The following is a 16649-nucleotide window of genomic DNA, read 5'->3' as shown; positions in this document are numbered from 1 at the left end:
TCTTTACATCCATTTTCTCAAAAAAACCCTGAAATCAGAATCATTTAACCTGCAAATCCTGGCATCCTCTATAACCTCAAAGCCCTCATTCACGCTCTGATGCACCTGTTTTCCGAGGGAGCAGTTTACAAGCTGATCTTCAAGGAGGCTTTTTGCCGTCAGGTATTTGCGCTGGATCTCGAAGACATACTTTCCGCCTTCGATATAGCCTCCGAAAACATTTTCAGCCCCTTCATACTTGGCTTTGAACTTCTCAGAGTGTTCTCTGACCCAGACCGGAGGGCCAATTCGTTTTTTAACGTTGGGAAGGGTGCCTGAGATAAGTTCGAGCATGATTACGGTTACGGGGTTTCCTGACCAGACCCCGGTTTTGATCACCGAAAAATCGTACTCACTCAGGAGAGCAGCTGCAGCCTGTTCCATTTTATAGAGCTGCGGGTAGAGCACATCGTCTACAACATCGGGGGTTTTGAAGACAACTGCAAGCTGTGAACTTTTCCGGCTTTCCAGCTTCTCAAGAAATTCTTTATCTTCAAGTGGCAGGATCGGGGCAGAAAAAAAGAACTTGAACTCAGGGTTTGCCAGAAACTCCCTGCAGTGGTCTATGAACATGCAGAATTTATCAAGGGAGAGAGCTGCTGCAACGTTCCGTTTCGGGTCGGTCGGGTCTACCATAACAAGAGGCTCGTTATGTCCTATTTCCGAGTGCTGCATAATGTCTATTTTCTGTCCGGGTTTCCAGGTACAGGCTGCTTTTACGGCGTTTTCAAAAGAGCCGTAGTGAATGATGAGGAGTTCGGTCAGGTAGCCTGAGAAACCCTGAGTCCTCAACTCAGAGCCGTAGACTCCGCCTCCGCGCATGAACTGCTTCATAAGCAGGACCTCATCTTCCCGTCCTTTTATGTGGGTTTTTACGAATTCATTGTGGAAAGGCGTCCTATCAACTGCGGATTTAAGCTGGCACGCCGAAGCAACCCGAAAGCAGGGGACAAGGTCCACGTCAAAGCCTTTGAAAACAATGTTCAGGTATGGATGTTCGGCATGGCGGTCTTCGGCATGTTCCGCGTGTTTTGCCACTTCCCTTGCAATTGCCATGCCACTGATTTCCAGATCTCTTCTGTGTGTTTCTTCAGGAAAGCTGATAAAAACATCAATATCATGGGTGCCTGAGAGCCAGGTGCCTCTTGCAGCAGAACCGACCATTTTTACAAAAATATCCGATACACAAAGTTTCTCAGCTGCCGCTATTACCTCTGCGGCAAGTTCCTCCTGAACTGCTGAGAGTATTTTTCTTTCGGCTTCCGTAGGTTTAACCTTTTCAAGTACGGCAAGCTTCAGGTCTTCTGGAATGCTGGTATACGTTTCCATGCCCGGGACGGCTCCATATGTTATTTATTGATTCTGCAGATAAGTTCTTGATTTCAGATTGATTCTTGATTTTCTACAGGTCAGAAATCTTCTCTTTTAACTTATAATTTATGGATCTCCAGGTAGAATTTCAAAAAGGATGGCTGTTTTCCGGGTTGTAGGGTTGAAGATCTTCTTTCGAGTGAGGCGGATTATCAGATCCGGGGGAATTCTCCAGGGTATTGTCCAGAGCTTCCTGTGGTAAGAAAATATACACGCTTTAAATAAAACGCATATGAAATTCTTCGAATAACAGGCACAAAGAAATGAAAGTACTTTTTTTTCCTTACCTTTTTTACCTATCAACCTCATCATTCTCTTGGGCAGTAAGGTTGTACTTATTTTGGTTCTTTGAAGCCGTGATAAAACTAACCAGTGAATTGCCATCGAAGGCTCAAATGTGACTTTGATCACGGATGCTAAATTGGCCTTTGAGGCAATTCTACTGCCCAAATTAATTTGGTGATCTAATTTGGTGATCTAAATTGGTTGAAGTCATTAACAAAGCTTGTGGTTTAGACATTCACAAACTCTTTTTCATTGCTACAATCCTCAGTAGATCTGGTGAAAAACAGCAACAATATTTCTCTAGAACCCCTGACGAAATTTTAGCTTTTAAAAACTGGGTTATATCAGATAAATGTGACGTTGTTGCCTGTGAATCAACGAGTGACTTTTGGGTTCCGATTTATGATGCGTTGATAAAACATCTACCTGTTATAGTTGGAAATGCCCGAGATATGAAGGCGTTTACACACAAAAAAACAGATAAGATCGATTCCGAATTCATCGCACAACTTGCATTGAATAATATGATTCAACCATCAAGAGTTTTCCCAAAAAACCATAGAACATTTCGTTCATGTATCCGGCTTCGCCATAACCTTGTACAAAAAAGGACAGATATAAAGATGAAGCTCACGCCATACTCGCACCTGAAATGTTTAATCTGAAGAATGTGCTAACAGATATTTTTGGTAAGAGTGGTAGAGCAATTCTATCAGGAATTTGTTCAGGTAAAAGCGTTGACCAGATTATAGCAAGCCTTTCCCCAAATGTTCGTAAAAAAAGTGATCAGATAAGGGAAACTCTGGACAGAGAAATCTCTCAAGGTGCTGCATTCAGGCTTCAGATCTGTCTGGATATCATAAAGCATCTTGACAATGAAATCAAAATTTTGGAAAAAGAAATATTCAATTATGCTTATAAAAATCATAAGCAAGAAATGGAAATTTTAATGTCTGTTCCAGGAATAGGAGAACTTGGAGCGGCAACTCTTATTGCTGAAATAGGCGATTTCAAAGATTTTTCTTCAGGGGATAAGCTTGCTTCATGGCTTGGCATAGTTCCGAATGTGTACCAATCAGCGGATAAATACCATAACGGAAGAATCACTAAGAGAGGATCTAAGGAAGCAAGGTGGATTCTAACACAGATTGCTCAGGCAGCAGCAAGAACAAAAAATAGCAGGTTAAAAGAGTTTTTCAACAGAAAAAAGAAGTCGATTGGGCATTCAAAGGCAATTATTGCCCTGGCAAGAAAAATTGCAACAATTATATGGCATCTGATCACAAACGAGGAGATGTATGAAGATGAAACTGGATATAAAAAGGGGGAAATTCAAAAGAGAAAGATAGTGGAGACTGAGATATTCTCAGTTGATGAAAGGATCAAAATAATGAGTGAAATATATGTAATTGCGAGAAATGAAGAAAGAGAGAGTACGTGAGGAAGATCTCCTCATATACTTTCATGCTAAATGAGTAATATTTCTATCTCCCGAATCTTGCAGTTTTGCAGATTTGCCTTCTCTTTAATTTTAAGCTCAGTATTTCTCAATCAGTCTGTTTCAAGTCTCTCGATCAATTCCGATCATCGGTCTGTTCCAAGCTCCATAAAACCCGGTTGTGTAAAAAGATTTTCATCTGGTTGTACTGGATTTGTACTGGATTATTACTCTAACAATTGCTACCTATACATCCGCGTATGTTATTAAAAAATACCTGAAAACGGGTTTACCGTGCTGACGGTTTTCTATGTAGATTATCTTGTGGTTTCACAGGTCCTTACCACGCGTATTATTGTATTTGACCTTGGTTTTTACTCTTTCTTTGCTCCTGCGGCAGTTTTCATCTATCCTTTTATTGCCCAGGTGTGGATATAATCAATGAGGTCTATGGGGAGCAGAGAACGCATATCTCCATTCTCATCTCTTTTGCTACCCAGGTATTGTTCGTACTCTTTATAGGTATAGTTACAAGTCTCAGCCCTGCCCCCTTCTTTGAGCTGGAAGATGTCTGGAAGAGCCTCTTTAGGCTGAGCGTCAGAATTACAATCACAAGCTGGGTTTCTTTTATGGTCTGTTCGACCTTTGACGCCCGGTTCTTTGCATCCCTTAAAAAGCACTTCTCTGAAAAAGGAAAAAAACTTCAAGCACGATATTCTGGAAAATCCTTACATCTGTCTCTGTTCAAGTGCAAGTGATTTTGTTAACCTCACTCTGGATTCCCTGATCTTTGTTTTTATTGTTTTTTATGGGGTTATGCCTATCATTCCCCTGGTTATAGGGCAGCTTATCAGTAAAAATGTACTCGGTTTTCTGGATAAACCCTGATTTGTACTCTACAAAAAATTGCTCAATAAGTAAAAATATTGTGTTTAACGGGAGAAATATAATATCTATATTATATCCATCGCTTTTTTATTTTTTAAGCTATTTTAGATTTTTATTTTTCTTTATTCTCCTTTTTCATTCCTTTTTCAGGATTCCTTATTTCATTTTCGTTTTCTTATAATAATGACTACCCAAAAACCTTTATCCAATCCCTGCAATACCTAAAACTGTATATTGTTGAATGTTTAAATATCTTTATAGAAAACGGGGGCATTTTAGCTCAGGAAAGCATCCAGGGAGTGTTCTGGAAACTTTTTTTGTTTCTATTTTTCTCTGGCTTCCGAAAAGCTGCACCCTCTTATCCGTTATCTCAAAAGGAGGTCTAACTTGGGGACTAAAAAATATATAATAATTCTATGTCTATTTCTGGCGCTCGGATTGCTGTGTGAAACTGCAGTCGCAGAGGTTTCAGATTCAACAGGCAACCGCATCTGGGATGAAAACTCAAACCAGAGTCTTACTTATACCTGGACTCCTCAAACGTACTCGGGCTTTTACTATGACCTTGATACAGGAGAAGGCTCCGAGAATATGACGGTCCAGCTTACCGCTGGCAGCCGGAGTATCCAGAAAAACGGATTGCAGTATGAGACAAAACCCGTTGAAACGGAATTCGAATTTGGGGACTGGGGCTCCTATCAGGTTATAGGGTTTATGGCAGAGCGGTATTTTGCGGGATATACAAAAAATTCCAGCTTTGTAAAGGACGAAATCAGTGTTATTTCGGAAGGACAGCTTTCAAAGATATTGATAGATAACGATGACAAAAAATCCCTGTACACGGGCTCTTCCCTCATACTTGAAGAAGGTTATTCCCTGAACATTGTGGAAGTAGACGTAAGTGGGGATACAGTCTGGGTACAGCTCGAAAAAGATGGAAATGTGATAGATGACGGCTTCCTCTCTTCCGACACTGACTATGTTTATGAAACCGAGCTTGGAGGCGTGGATAAGGTACCCCTTATTGCAGTCCATTTAGCTCAAATCTTCAGTGGTACAGAAACCAATGCGGTTTTTGTTGAAGGTATTTTCCAGATTTCGGATGAATATGTCCAGATAGAGAATGGGGACAGATTCGGGAAAATGGAAATAAGTTCCACTTCAAGTTCCGGAATCACAATGAAAAACCGTGATTCTATCACTCTCAGCAAGGGAAATACCATCGAAATAATGGGAATACTCAGCTTCATTGTGGCTGATGCCAGCGAACTCCGCTTTGCCCCCATAGTTGAGACTTCCAAGCCCGGAAACTATGAACTGAGGGGAACGGTCCACGATGAAGTGTTTGATACAACTGTCTGGACCCCTTTCAACTTTGAAGGATTCTATTACAACATCGATGAAAATGTGTCCACCGAAAGCCTGACTCTCACAAAAGAAATCAGTGGAAGATCAGTTGATAACGAGGTGCTTGTTTATTCCACCAGCCCCGCTCTTGTGAAATTTGAGCACGAAGGCTGGGGAAGCTATGAGGTTGTCGGGTTCATGGCTGAGAAGTATTTTGCAGGCTATCCTGATAATACCCTTGGAAATTCTAAGAGCGTGAGTGTGCTTTCGGACAGTATCCTGGCAAAAGTCCTGATTGATGACGATAACAAAAAGTCGATGTTTACGGGCTCTTCAATAACTCTCGAGAACGGCTACTCCCTCAAAGCTTCAGAAGTCGACGTTAGCGGAGAAAAAGTTATCTTTGAGCTTTATAAAGATGGGAAACTGGTGGATTCGGAAATCATTTCCCAGAACGGCGACTACATCTACGAGGCCGACATTGGAAAGGCTGAAGGAGTCCCGATGATCGCAGTCCACATAAACACTGTCTTCAGATCTCAGGAAACAGATGCTGTGTTTATAGAAGGGGTTTTCCAGATCTCCGACGATTACATTGAGCTCTCTCAGGGAGATTCTTTCGGCAGGATGGAGATAAATACGATTTCTAGCTCAGGAATAAAAATGAAGAATGATGACTCTATTTCCCTTTCAAAGGGCAATACCATTGACCTGATGGGCAACGTCAAGTTAAGGGTTGCTGACTCCTCGGTCTTGCGCTTCTATCCCTATGTTGAAATTGAGACTGCTGCTCAGGATCAGCTGGAAATAGAAACCTCCGATGTCCTTGTGGTCGGGCAGGCAGCAGAAATCCTGGTCACGGCAAGAAGCGTTTCAGTCAGCGATGTTGAAATCCTCCTTGAAGGTAAGAGCATCGGGACCACGGGAGATGACGGAACTCTTATGTACACCCCCGGGCAGGAAGGTAGTTTAACACTATCTGCAAAAAAGGCAGGGTATATTTCCGGCACTAAGGACGTGGACATTGTAGGAGCAGGGGTCCTGAAGCTGTTGCTTTCAATCTCTCCGGAAACCATCAGGGAAGGAGACCAGATTAATATAAAGGTTACCGACTCTGTAGAAAAGAAACCTGTCTCTGGAGTGGATGTCTACTTCGGCGGACAGAAGGTTGAAGGACAGACGGGTACAGACGGAAGTGTCTCTTACTGGATAACTGCTCCGGGTACATATACTGTAAATGCTACAAAGACAGGTTATGAGGAAGGAAAAACAGTTATTGAGGTTTCTGAAGACAAAGCCAATTTTAAATTTTCGGACTTTTCAATCGAGCCTGCTTCTGTTGAGGGCGGAGACGCAGTTGCAATCAAGGTGAACGTTGCAAACACCGGTAATATTGCAGGAGAAACCGAAGTGGAACTGCTGATCAACGGCGAATCCGTAGATTCCAAAACCGTGAGCCTGGAAGCTGGCACAAGTACAGTGGTTGAATTCTCCCATGCTGAGAAAGAAGCAGGGGCATATACGGTTGAGGTAGGGGATCTGAGCGGAAGCTATGAAGTAACGAAGTCAGCTCCTTTCTTCAGCGGAATTGCAACTTTCGGAATACTCGCCACGGCATTCGTACTGCTCAGGAAAAGAAGAAATTGAACCAGGTTTGGTACTTCTTCTGCAGCAGGGACCGGAAATTAATTTTTGATTCCGGTCTTTTTTCTTTTTTTCTTCGGATTTTCGACCTGACAACTTTCCGGATCTCAATTTGATGGTTTTCTGGATATCTTAAACGGACACTTTCCTTGATATTTTACTGGAGGCTTTCTCACACAGGCATAAAAGTAATATAATAAAATAGTAAGCAGAAGTGTAAGAGAAGGAATATTATGCTTGAAACCCTGAGTGCCTTTATTGTTGACTACGGTTACCTTCATCTTTTCGTCCTGAGTTTTCTGGCTTCTACAGTATTGCCTTTCGGGTCGGAAGCTCTGGTAATCGCCCTCATTTACAAGGGGTTTGGCCCTCTTACCGTAGTCATGGTCGCCACCACCGGTAACTTTTTCGGGGCATGTACCACCTACTACCTGGGTTTAAAAGGGCGACATGTACTTGAAAGGTATCTCTCTCCTTCTCCTGAAAAGCTCGAGAAAAGTGAAAGGCTTTTTAGCAAATATGGAATCTATACCCTTCTTTTCACCTGGGTGCCGGGTATAGGGGATGTGATTACCATGGTTGCAGGGCTTATGCAGCTTCCTTTCAGATCTTTTTCAATCCTGGTCTTTCTGGGGAAATTCGCACGTTATTTAGTACTTGCTTATTCAGTAGTGTTTTTTAATGGCAGATTTTGAGGTATGCCAATTGGCAAAATGAATCTAAAGACTTATCATCAGTAGAAGGACTTATCCAAGTAAAAGGAGATTTGAGGCTTATAAATAATAAAAGTAAAAAGATTTTATTTTGATCCTTCAGTCGCCAGTAAATTGGTTTACTGTTTTTGTTGTGGGCAACTTTGATTTTTTCAAAACTAGTTTTTTCAGATTTTGCTTTTCCCTTTTTTGATTGCATTTTTCTTTGTTTTCAAACAAATTTTGTAACAATTCAGGTAGCCTTTGAAAGGCTACAATTTTTCCTCTTTTCGAGGAAAAATTGCATATAAATTGAATCCTATTTTGTTTCGTTATTATGCTTACACGTGAAGAGATCCTCGTTATCTATGAAGCTGGTCCTGAAGCTGTAATTTCTGTAATCCAGAGACTTGAAACTATCATAGAAGAACAAGCTATTCGAATTGCTGAACTAGAAGAACGTGTAAGGATTTTAGAATCTCGCTTAAATCAAAATAGCAGAAACAGCAGTAAACCTCCTTCTACTGACTTTTTAGTCAAAGAAAAACCTAATCCCAAGAGTCTCCGGAAAAAGAGTGGGAAGAAACCTGGAGGTCAAGAAGGTCATCCAGGCACAACTCTTGATATGGTTAATGATCCTGATTAGGTAATTGAACATTCTTTGACCTGCTGCAAAGAATGTGGACATACTCTTGAGGATGTTGAAGTTGAAGCTTATGAGAGAAGACAAATTTTTGATATTCCTCCTGTAAATCTAATTGTTACGGAACATCGAAGTCAGATTAAGACCTGTACTCACTGTGGAAAATCAAATAAAGCTTCTTTTCCAGAATCTGTGAAATATCCCGTCCAGTATGGTCCTAATATTTTAGCTTCAGCAATTTACTGTAAAAACTACCAGTTTATTCCCTATAAAAGGATTTTAGAGTTTTTTGATGACGTTATGGGGATAAAAATCTGTTCTGCTACGATAATCAGAGCAGAAAAAGAATGCTTCCGGAATTTAGAGGAGTTTGAAAATGTGAGTCAGGAGAGGTTAATAACTTCTCCTGTAATCCATTGTGATGAAACTGGGATGAAAATTGAAGGAAAAAGGCATTGGCTTCATGTAGCTTCTAATGACAAATACACCTGTTATTTTGCTCACTCAAAAAGAGGATCAGAAGCAATTAATGCCATGGGAATTCTTCCAGAGTTTAAAGGAATAGCAGTTCATGACGGATGGAAACCCTATAACAGTTATGAATGTGATCATGCTCTTTGCAATGCTCATCTCCAGAGAGAACTTACTGGAATTGAGGAGAACTATAAACAGCAATGGGCTAAAGAGATGAATGAACTGTTAACAGAAATGAAAAAGTATACTGATGAGTGTAAAGAGCAGGTCAAAGATCTGGACTTTGAGCAAATTAAAGTGTTAGAAGAAAGGTTCGATGCTGTAGTCATGAAAGGGATTGAAGAAAATCCACCTTCTCTAAACCCTGAAAAACAAGGAAAACGTGGTAAAAATCCAAAAACAAAAGCAAGGAACCTACTTGACAGGTTTATAGAAAACAAAAAACAGATCCTGAGATTCCTCAATGACTTGAGAGTTCCGTTTGAGAATAACCAAGCAGAAAGAGACATAAGGATGATGAAATTACAGCAGAAAATATCAGGAACTTTCAGAACTATACAAGGAGCGGAAGCTTTCTGCAGAATTAGAGCTTATATCTCAACCATTAAAAAGAACGATTTACCTGTTATAGACGGTATTCTCGCGGCGCTCAAAGGAGCGCCGCTATTATTCTGAGAATTTCAGCATTTTGCTGAAAAAACATACTTTTTTATCAGTGGCTGAATAGTTACCAAATTTTTTTTATTTCTGAAAATTCTCCTTTTAAATCTTCTTATTATTCTCCCACAGTATCTCCTCTCTGACGATCTTGTTTCAAGACTTTTCCTCTAAACGAACCAAATGGATATATTTATATAACTCAGGGTACAATGTATTTTTGCTAAAGCAATTTTAGTTGATTTCTATTTGCTTTGCTTGCCATTCAGACCTGTCTTCCAGGTCTTCAAAAACGAATCAATGCTCGATTATAACCTCCATTTTTTTTCTTTTTTCTTTTTCTTGTTCTTTATCATAGGTCTCATTTCTACACAATTTTACTTTCAATGTCGCACTATTCCCGTTTACTGACACTGAAATTAGTTAATCTTCCCCGTAAGTTCTTCGAATGATGTATATAGGTGTGGATATCTCTTATAATTATTCCTTTTTGAATATAATATCTATGCAGATTTATAGCATATACTACTCAAGTTTGCTTGTTCGATCAAATTTGCTCCAATTTTTTAGAAGTTGCATTCCCTTCAAACTAATTTTATGGGTTCTTACGTGCCTGCTTCTCCCTCACCGCAACCTTTATGTATCCAAGAACTCAATTTAACTTGACTTAACACTAGTAATATTTACTTGATATCCTCACGGTGATTTAATGCATATAATGGAAGGTTTTTTACCGAGTCCCTGGTGGCAAGCCTGGTTTGCAGTGTCAATTCCAGTGATAATGTACGGCATCTACAAAATGAATCGGTTGGTCAAAGAAAAACGCGAAATATTGCCTCTCCTTGCTGTCGCAGGTGCATTTATTTTCGTGCTATCTTCCCTTAAACTGCCTTCGGTAACCGGAAGCTGTTCCCACCCCACAGGAACCGGGATCGCGGCAATTATATTCGGTCCGGCAATCTCTGCAGTCCTCGGAACCATTGTGCTTCTTTACCAGGCACTTTTCCTTGCTCACGGAGGACTTACAACCCTTGGAGCAAATGTCTTTTCCATGGGCATAGTTGGCCCTGTAGTGGCATATCTAGTCTATAAGGCAGGAATGAAAGCAAATCTTAATTTTTATGCTGTGGTGTTCCTTGCTACGGCTTTGGGGGACTGGGCAACTTATGTAACCACCTCAGTGGAACTTGCTCTTGCTTATCCTGCAGGAGGAGTACTCACCTTTGCAGGTGTTATGAGTTCATTCAGCAAATTTGCTGTTGTCTTTGCAGTTACTCAGGTGCCTCTCGCAATCATGGAAGGCGCTGTCAGTGCTTTGCTCTTCAAGTATGTGGTCAACGTCAAGAGTGATATCCTGATTGAAATGAAAGTTATTGAATCTGCGGTCGTGAAAAAACTGAGAGGGATTCCCGCATGAGCAGAATACTAGAAATTATTGTACTTGCAATTCTTCTGATCTTTACAGTGCAATTCGTTTATATGTCATCTACAACGGATGCCGAATACGGAGGAGCTGACGGAGAAGCTGAAAACGTGATAAATGAAATCACCGGGGGAACCTACGAACCAATTGCAGAACCTTTCTGGGAGCCTCCAAGCGGGGAAATAGAAAGCCTTCTCTTTGGCCTTCAGGCAGCCATCGGTGCAGGGGTAATCGGTTACTTCCTTGGCTATTATAATGCTAAAAAAAACTATGAAAACGAGCTTGGATACAAAGGAAAGAATAAGCCTAATAGCGACAGGCAGTCTCAATAATCTCTTCTTTTGCCCTTTTACTATCTTCCTTTCGGGGAGGAAAGTTTTTTATCTTTTGCCTTTTATTTTTAATCTCTGATTTTTGCTTTCATCTACCTATCAGCAGGTTCCCCACATGACCAATATCCTTGATGATTATGCCCTTATGAGCCCCTTAAGGCACCGAAATAACTGGTTGAAGATGGCAATCGTTCTCTTCGGGCTGCTTGTAGGAGTCTCATCCACATCCCCTATAACTCCTCTTTTCATAGCCCTTTGCATGAGCTTTACAACAGTTGCTTTTGGCAGGGCTCCCCTTAAATTATACCTGAAACTCCTGCTCGCCCCTGTAGGCTTTGCACTAACAGGTGTGGTTATTATTGCTTTTTTCTCCGGATCGGGGCAGGAACTTCTGTCCTTTAACCTTGCAGGTTATTCTCTCTCTGTAAGGGCAGATGGGCTTGAGCTTGCTCTACTGGTGCTTTCACGGTCCTTAAGCGGGATGTGCTGCCTTTACTTCCTTTCGCTTACAACTCCTATGATAGAACTCTTTGCCGTGTTCAAGGCTACCAGGCTTCCGGAATCCCTCATCGAGCTTTCCATGCTGATTTACCGGTACATTTTTGTTTTTCTGGACATGGCCCTTTCCATAAAGTATGCCCAGACTGTGAGGTTAGGCTATTCAAACTTCAGGCGTTCCCTCAGTTCAATGAGTATGCTTGGAAGTACACTTTTTATAAGATCCTGGGAACAGGGAGATAAGCTCTTTCTTGCTATGAATTCCAGGTGTTATGACGGAAAAATGACTCTCTTCGAAGTGCACAGGCCAGTAAGGGCAATAGAACTGCTGCTTACCTCTGCCTACTTCCTTTCAGCCCTTGCACTTTTTTATTTTACAAAAAACATATCCATTATTTGAGGTAACAGATCATGATCATTCTTGAGACCAGGGGCCTTAAATACACCTACCCGGACGGAACTGCAGCTGTCCAGGGTATAAATATCGAGATCAAAAAAGGAAAAAAGATTGCCTTTGTAGGGCAAAACGGCTCCGGAAAATCCACGCTTTTTCTGCTCCTGAATGGGACCTTAAAGCCAGATGAAGGGGAGATCTTCTTCCATGGAGCCCCTTTTAAGTACGATTCAAAGTCTCTCCGGGAAATCCGAAAATCCATAGGAATAGTTTTTCAAAATGCTGATGACCAGATCTTTGCCCCTACAGTGTATCAGGACGTAGCTTTTGGGCCGGCAAACCTGGGATATTCAAAAGAAAGAGTTGGTGCCTGCGTACAGCAAGCCCTTGAACAGGTAGGACTTTCCACCTTGAAGGACAAGCCTCCCCACCATCTCAGCGGAGGGCAGAAAAAGAGGGTTGCAATTGCAGGGGTGATGGCGATGGAACCCGAGGTAATCATTCTGGACGAGCCCCTCTCAAACCTTGATCCGGTGGGTGCGGACGAAATAATGGATCTGCTCAACGAATTTAACCAATTTGGGAGTACGATCATCATTTCCACTCATGATGTGGACCTGGCTTACCGCTGGTCTGACTATGTGTACCTCATATCAAACAGCAAACTTATAGGACAGGGGACGCCTGTGGAGGTCTTCAAAGATCAGGAGCTTCTTAAAAAAACAGGGCTACGCCAGCCTACTACCCTTGAAATATATCATGAAATTGAGAGAAGAGGGCTTGCATACGGCAAAAACTCCCCTAAAAGCATACCTGACCTTGTCAACACTTTAAAGCCTCTTGATCTTATGTGGGTTGATGTCCCTCCCGGAGTCCGGGAAGGTGACAACTTGAATCTCGGAGTTATGTATGGGGAATATGCGACTCAGTCTCCTTATGAAGCTATTAATGCCACGGTTCTGCACATCCATCCTGACGGCAGGGCTATTGTTGAGCTGAAGCGCAAAGGAATTAAAGCTGGCGGGGTTCTGATTTACGATACTGACAGCTATTCCCTGCCAGAAGTCAGGCAGATCCTGAAAGATGGAGAAATTGCCTTCGTGGGGGCAATGGGCAAGAAAAGCAAGAATCTTGCCGAACAGGATGGAATTCACCTGGACGTTACCTCAGGTGTTATAGATAAGTCGATCCTGATGGCACTCTGTGGAAAACGCTGCCTTATCCTAACTACAGGCGGAATGATAGATCATGCTCTGAAAAGAACCAGGGAGTATGTAGAAAAAAGTGGGATAGAGTTTACTGTAGGCGTTGTTAACAGAGAAGGCGGATGTAAGTGGACTGAAAAAACGGATAGTGACCCTGAGGCTTTTAAGGTCTGATTTTTTTCATATTCTTCCTCTCTTTTTCCCTTTCCTTAAAGTTTGCTATAAGTTTTTTTTAACAGAAGCGCATCTTCTTCCAGGATCGGGCTTTCGCAAATGACTCGCCCCCATACTTTGAATTCTTTAAAGGCTTTTAAAAGTTCTGGATAATTAAAGTCTGATTCTTTAAGAGGCAGATGTCTCTTTTCCCCGTTTTTGTCATATTCTATTCCCGAGACGTGCATGTGCATGTTTGCAAGCCCTTCCTTTCCAAGAACATCTTCTACTTTTGAAAGGATTGTCGTAAACTCGGGATAGGAGTTTTCTTTCCCTTCTCTTGCGTGCATGTGGGAAAAGTCCAGGCAGGGCATAACCCCTTCGATTTCTTCGCTTAAGGCAAGCACTTCTTCAAGGGTTCCAAACTGGGAACGCTTGCCCATGGTCTCAGGACGGAGGACTGCAGGTATCTTTTCTCCCCTGAGCTGTTCTGTAAGTTCTCGGAGGGCCTTTGAGACATTCTCATAAGCGGCTTGCTTGCTGCTCTTCTGATAAAATGCTGCGTGCAGTACGATCGACTCTGCTCCGCAGAGGCTGCCTATCCTTGCAGCCTGGTAAATCCTTTCCATGCTGGCTTTTAATTTCTCTTCTTCCGGAGAGTTCAGGTTGATGTAGTAAGGGGCATGTACGCTCAAGGCTACGTTTTCTCTCCCGGCCGTTTCCAGAACCTTTCCTGCCCCTTTCTCGCTCATGCGCACCCCCTGCACGAATTCGAGCTCCATGCAGTCGAGCCCCAGTTCCCTGACCCGCTCGATTCCTGCAGGGCTATTGCTGGCTTTTGCGCTTCTGGGAACTCCGGCAGTCCCAAAAAAAAGTGTTTCAGATGGCATGGTTTTCAAAAAGTCTCTATTTTAGAAAATTCCCACAAAGTCCTTTAATTGCTTTGCCCTTTCCGGAGATACCTTTTCCTCAACTACCGCCACCAGTTCCTCAAGGTCTTCGTCCAGAGACTGGACATCTTCCTTTCCTTCAAGGGCAAGTCCCACAAGGTAATCTAGTTCTTCTGCGTTCAGCCTCTCGAGCCTTTCCCTGAAGTCTTCCGGAGATTCGGCAAACTTGTGTGATACCGGGCGCAGGATGAAAGGAAAACGGTGTCCTGCTTCCCGTGAAATTTGACTTCCTCCGGTTTCCGGGGCAAGCTTGTTAAAAATCTCAATGTCTTTTTGTGTGAATTCTCTGGGCATATTATCACTTTATAACCCTGTCCGGATTTATACCTGTTGAAAGGGAATATGCCTAAAAATGTAGCTGTTTCAGGCCTATGACTCTTTTTTCAGCCTTCCATGCCTGTCAATTTCTCCTTTTGCAATCCTTGTGGACGAAATCGGAGTCCCGTCTTCAGCCATCACATATTCAACGTACACAATTTCAAGAGGTTTTTTCCCTTTTTTTTCTCTGATGCAGTTAATTTTCAGGGCAACCGGATAGGTCTCAGGAGAGACTATAATATAGTCGAAGTCTTCTTCCAGAGTCGGGCCGTAGGGATCGTTCAATCTGGTAACTTCATATTTTTCTTTCGCAACTCCCATATATTTAATATACTCAAGCAGCCGGACACTCCTGTTTTCATAATTTTCAACATTGTGGTTTTTTTGCAACATTTCGTCAGAAGTAAGCCCTATGTAGACTTTTCCGTTCCCTGCTATCTCAAATGCTTTTTCAATTAAACTGGCGTGTCCGTCATGAAGATACTGAAACGTACCGCCTAAGGCGACCTTTGGCATGATGGGTGATAATCTACTAAGTAAAAAGAAGTTTTGGTTTTTTTCGGTTTTCTGGGGAATTTCTTTATCTTTTCCCTTATTTTTTGTAAATGCTAAATGTAAATGTAAATGTAAAAAAAGATCTCTTATCTCCTTCTTTTTGACAGTGTTGCAATATTCTGCCTGCGTTTTACAAGTTTTTCTGTAATACTTTCACCCCGCCTCCTCTAGCTATATATACCCACAAAACCATAGTGGAGCAACCGTCATGCACCCTATACAAACATGTGCATCCAGGAGAATCTGTAATGAGCGAAATAGCACTTGAAGATCTGCCAGGAGTTGGCCCTGCAACTGCAGAAAAACTCAAAGAAGCCGGATTTAACACTATTGAAGCAGTGGCCGTAGCCTCTCCTTCTGAACTTGCAACTACAGCCGAAATAGGGGAATCGACTGCCGCAAAAATCATCAATGCTGCAAGGCAGGCTGCTGATATCGGGGGATTTGAAACCGGAGATATTGTGCTTGAAAGAAGGAAGCTGGTAGGCAAGCTGACTACCGGTTGTACGGAATTTGACGAAATGATGGGAGGGGGCATAGAGACCCAGGCTATTACCGAACTGTACGGAGAATTCGGTTCCGGGAAGACCCAGGTGGCTCACCAGCTCGCAGTGAATGTCCAGATGGACAAAGAGTATGGAGGTCTCAGCGGGTCCGTCATTATAATCGACACTGAAAATACCTTCAGGCCGGAAAGGATCACCCAGATGGTAAAGGGGCTTTCCGAGAAGTACGGAATGGAACTTAATCCTGAAGAATTCCTTCAGAACATTCATGTTGCACGGGCATACAATTCCAATCACCAGATCCTTCTTGTAGACTCTGCAACAGACCTGGCAAACGAGCTCAAAGAAATGGGAAAACCCGTTCGCCTCATGATCGTTGACTCTCTTATGGCTCACTTCAGAGCTGAATATGTAGGAAGGGGAACCCTTGCAGACAGGCAGCAGAAGCTAAACAAGCATATGCACGGCCTACTCCGCTTCGGAGACTTGTTCAATGCCTGCGTGGTTGTTACAAATCAGGTTATGGCAAAACCCGACGCATTCTTTGGTGATCCCACAAAGCCTGTCGGAGGACATATTGTGGGACACACAGCAACCTTCAGACTCTACCTGCGGAAATCCAAAGGAGAAAAGAGAATTATCCGCCTGGTAGACTCCCCCAACCTGCCTGAAGGGGAAGCTGTCGTTGCAGTCACCACAGCCGGACTTACTGACCAGTGAAAGTGGAGATCAGTGAAGAAATTTAAGATCGATTAAGATCATTTCAGTTAAGATCAGTTCAGTTAAGATCAGTTCAATTAAGATCAGTTCAATTAAGGATGAGTAGAGTTAAGGCGA

14 protein-coding genes and 2 pseudogenes are annotated in these 16649 nt (G+C 42.3%); 12 read left to right on the top strand and 4 right to left on the bottom strand.

What is annotated here, in order from left to right:
* Positions 1-3: 3 nt before the first annotated feature.
* A complete protein-coding gene (gene cca, locus MSWH1_RS03510; RefSeq protein WP_048126142.1) occupies positions 4-1368 on the bottom strand; it encodes a CCA tRNA nucleotidyltransferase in 1365 nt (454 codons plus the stop codon).
* 524 nt (positions 1369-1892) lie between these two features.
* On the opposite strand from cca, the pseudogene MSWH1_RS03505 reads away from it, so the two are divergent.
* The 11 genes and pseudogenes from MSWH1_RS03505 to MSWH1_RS03455 all read left to right on the top strand — a co-directional run bounded on the left by MSWH1_RS03505 (position 1893) and on the right by MSWH1_RS03455 (position 13504).
* A pseudogene (locus MSWH1_RS03505) lies at positions 1893-3136 on the top strand (IS110 family transposase).
* 291 nt (positions 3137-3427) lie between these two features.
* Entirely contained in the window at positions 3428-3571 is a 144-nt protein-coding gene (locus MSWH1_RS19840) for a hypothetical protein (RefSeq protein WP_231585562.1), read from the top strand.
* On the top strand, positions 3562-3891 hold the full coding sequence (locus tag MSWH1_RS19835; RefSeq protein WP_231585561.1) for a queuosine precursor transporter: 330 nt from the start codon (positions 3562-3564) through the stop codon (positions 3889-3891). The genes MSWH1_RS19840 and MSWH1_RS19835 overlap by 10 nt, the downstream gene beginning before the upstream one ends.
* The gene (locus MSWH1_RS19830; RefSeq protein WP_231585758.1) at positions 3794-4021 is read left to right on the top strand and encodes a hypothetical protein; all 228 of its coding nucleotides are present in this window, start codon (positions 3794-3796) and stop codon (positions 4019-4021) included. Before MSWH1_RS19835 ends, MSWH1_RS19830 begins: the two co-directional genes overlap by 98 nt.
* 387 nt (positions 4022-4408) lie before the next feature.
* Complete coding sequence (locus MSWH1_RS03495; protein WP_048126141.1) at positions 4409-7015, top strand: S-layer protein domain-containing protein; 2607 nt, start codon at positions 4409-4411, stop codon at positions 7013-7015.
* Between the two features lie 230 nt (positions 7016-7245).
* Positions 7246-7707 (top strand): YqaA family protein, encoded by a 462-nt coding sequence (locus tag MSWH1_RS03490; protein WP_048126139.1) that lies wholly within the window; start codon positions 7246-7248, stop codon positions 7705-7707.
* A 334-nt stretch (positions 7708-8041) separates the two neighbouring features.
* Positions 8042-9496: pseudogene (gene tnpC, locus MSWH1_RS03475) on the top strand (IS66 family transposase).
* Between the two features lie 691 nt (positions 9497-10187).
* The gene (locus MSWH1_RS03470) at positions 10188-10895 is read left to right on the top strand and encodes an energy-coupling factor ABC transporter permease (RefSeq protein WP_048126135.1); all 708 of its coding nucleotides are present in this window, start codon (positions 10188-10190) and stop codon (positions 10893-10895) included.
* Positions 10892-11233, top strand: a complete 342-nt coding sequence (locus MSWH1_RS03465) for an energy-coupling factor ABC transporter substrate-binding protein (protein ID WP_048126134.1) — start codon at positions 10892-10894, stop codon at positions 11231-11233. Before MSWH1_RS03470 ends, MSWH1_RS03465 begins: the two co-directional genes overlap by 4 nt.
* A 115-nt stretch (positions 11234-11348) precedes the next feature.
* On the top strand, positions 11349-12131 hold the full coding sequence (cbiQ, locus tag MSWH1_RS03460; RefSeq protein ID WP_048126132.1) for a cobalt ECF transporter T component CbiQ: 783 nt from the start codon (positions 11349-11351) through the stop codon (positions 12129-12131).
* 11 nt (positions 12132-12142) lie between these two features.
* Positions 12143-13504, top strand: a complete 1362-nt coding sequence (locus MSWH1_RS03455; protein ID WP_048126130.1) for an energy-coupling factor ABC transporter ATP-binding protein — start codon at positions 12143-12145, stop codon at positions 13502-13504.
* Positions 13505-13539: 35 nt separating this feature from the next.
* On the opposite strand, the gene MSWH1_RS03450 is transcribed toward MSWH1_RS03455, so the two are convergent.
* From MSWH1_RS03450 to MSWH1_RS03440, 3 genes are all read right to left on the bottom strand, one after another.
* The gene (locus MSWH1_RS03450) at positions 13540-14373 is read right to left on the bottom strand and encodes a TIM barrel protein (protein WP_048126127.1); all 834 of its coding nucleotides are present in this window, start codon (positions 14371-14373) and stop codon (positions 13540-13542) included.
* Between the two features lie 21 nt (positions 14374-14394).
* Positions 14395-14727, bottom strand: a complete 333-nt coding sequence (locus MSWH1_RS03445) for a hypothetical protein (RefSeq protein ID WP_048126125.1) — start codon at positions 14725-14727, stop codon at positions 14395-14397.
* A gap of 75 nt (positions 14728-14802) precedes the next feature.
* Positions 14803-15267, bottom strand: coding sequence for a phosphopantetheine adenylyltransferase (locus MSWH1_RS03440; RefSeq protein ID WP_048126122.1), 465 nt, complete (start codon positions 15265-15267; stop codon positions 14803-14805).
* A gap of 287 nt (positions 15268-15554) precedes the next feature.
* Here MSWH1_RS03440 and radA point away from each other — a divergent pair, with 287 nt between their 5' ends.
* A complete protein-coding gene (gene radA, locus MSWH1_RS03435) occupies positions 15555-16532 on the top strand; it encodes a DNA repair and recombination protein RadA (RefSeq protein WP_048126120.1) in 978 nt (325 codons plus the stop codon).
* The last annotated feature ends 117 nt before the right edge of the window (positions 16533-16649 follow it).

Origin of the sequence: Methanosarcina sp. WH1, assembly GCF_000970005.1 — an archaeon.
Classification (GTDB): domain Archaea; phylum Halobacteriota; class Methanosarcinia; order Methanosarcinales; family Methanosarcinaceae; genus Methanosarcina.
The sequence above is the reverse complement of the archived record's forward strand: the minus strand, read 5'-3'. Positions and strand labels throughout refer to the sequence as shown.

What these genes read in the sequence shown, in the direction of transcription:
- MSWH1_RS03465 (WP_048126134.1), top strand. Translation starts at nt 10,892, where the DNA reads ATGAGCAGAATACTAGAAATTATTGTACTTGCAATTCTTCTGATCTTT.
- MSWH1_RS03455 (WP_048126130.1), top strand. Translation starts at nt 12,143, where the DNA reads ATGATCATTCTTGAGACCAGGGGCCTTAAATACACCTACCCGGACGGA.
- MSWH1_RS03445 (WP_048126125.1), bottom strand. Translation starts at nt 14,727, where the DNA reads ATGCCCAGAGAATTCACACAAAAAGACATTGAGATTTTTAACAAGCTT.
- radA (WP_048126120.1), top strand. Translation starts at nt 15,555, where the DNA reads ATGAGCGAAATAGCACTTGAAGATCTGCCAGGAGTTGGCCCTGCAACT.
- MSWH1_RS03470 (WP_048126135.1), top strand. Translation starts at nt 10,188, where the DNA reads ATGCATATAATGGAAGGTTTTTTACCGAGTCCCTGGTGGCAAGCCTGG.
- MSWH1_RS03450 (WP_048126127.1), bottom strand. Translation starts at nt 14,373, where the DNA reads ATGCCATCTGAAACACTTTTTTTTGGGACTGCCGGAGTTCCCAGAAGC.
- cbiQ (WP_048126132.1), top strand. Translation starts at nt 11,349, where the DNA reads ATGACCAATATCCTTGATGATTATGCCCTTATGAGCCCCTTAAGGCAC.
- cca (WP_048126142.1), bottom strand. Translation starts at nt 1,368, where the DNA reads ATGGAAACGTATACCAGCATTCCAGAAGACCTGAAGCTTGCCGTACTT.
- MSWH1_RS03440 (WP_048126122.1), bottom strand. Translation starts at nt 15,267, where the DNA reads ATGCCAAAGGTCGCCTTAGGCGGTACGTTTCAGTATCTTCATGACGGA.
- MSWH1_RS03490 (WP_048126139.1), top strand. Translation starts at nt 7,246, where the DNA reads ATGCTTGAAACCCTGAGTGCCTTTATTGTTGACTACGGTTACCTTCAT.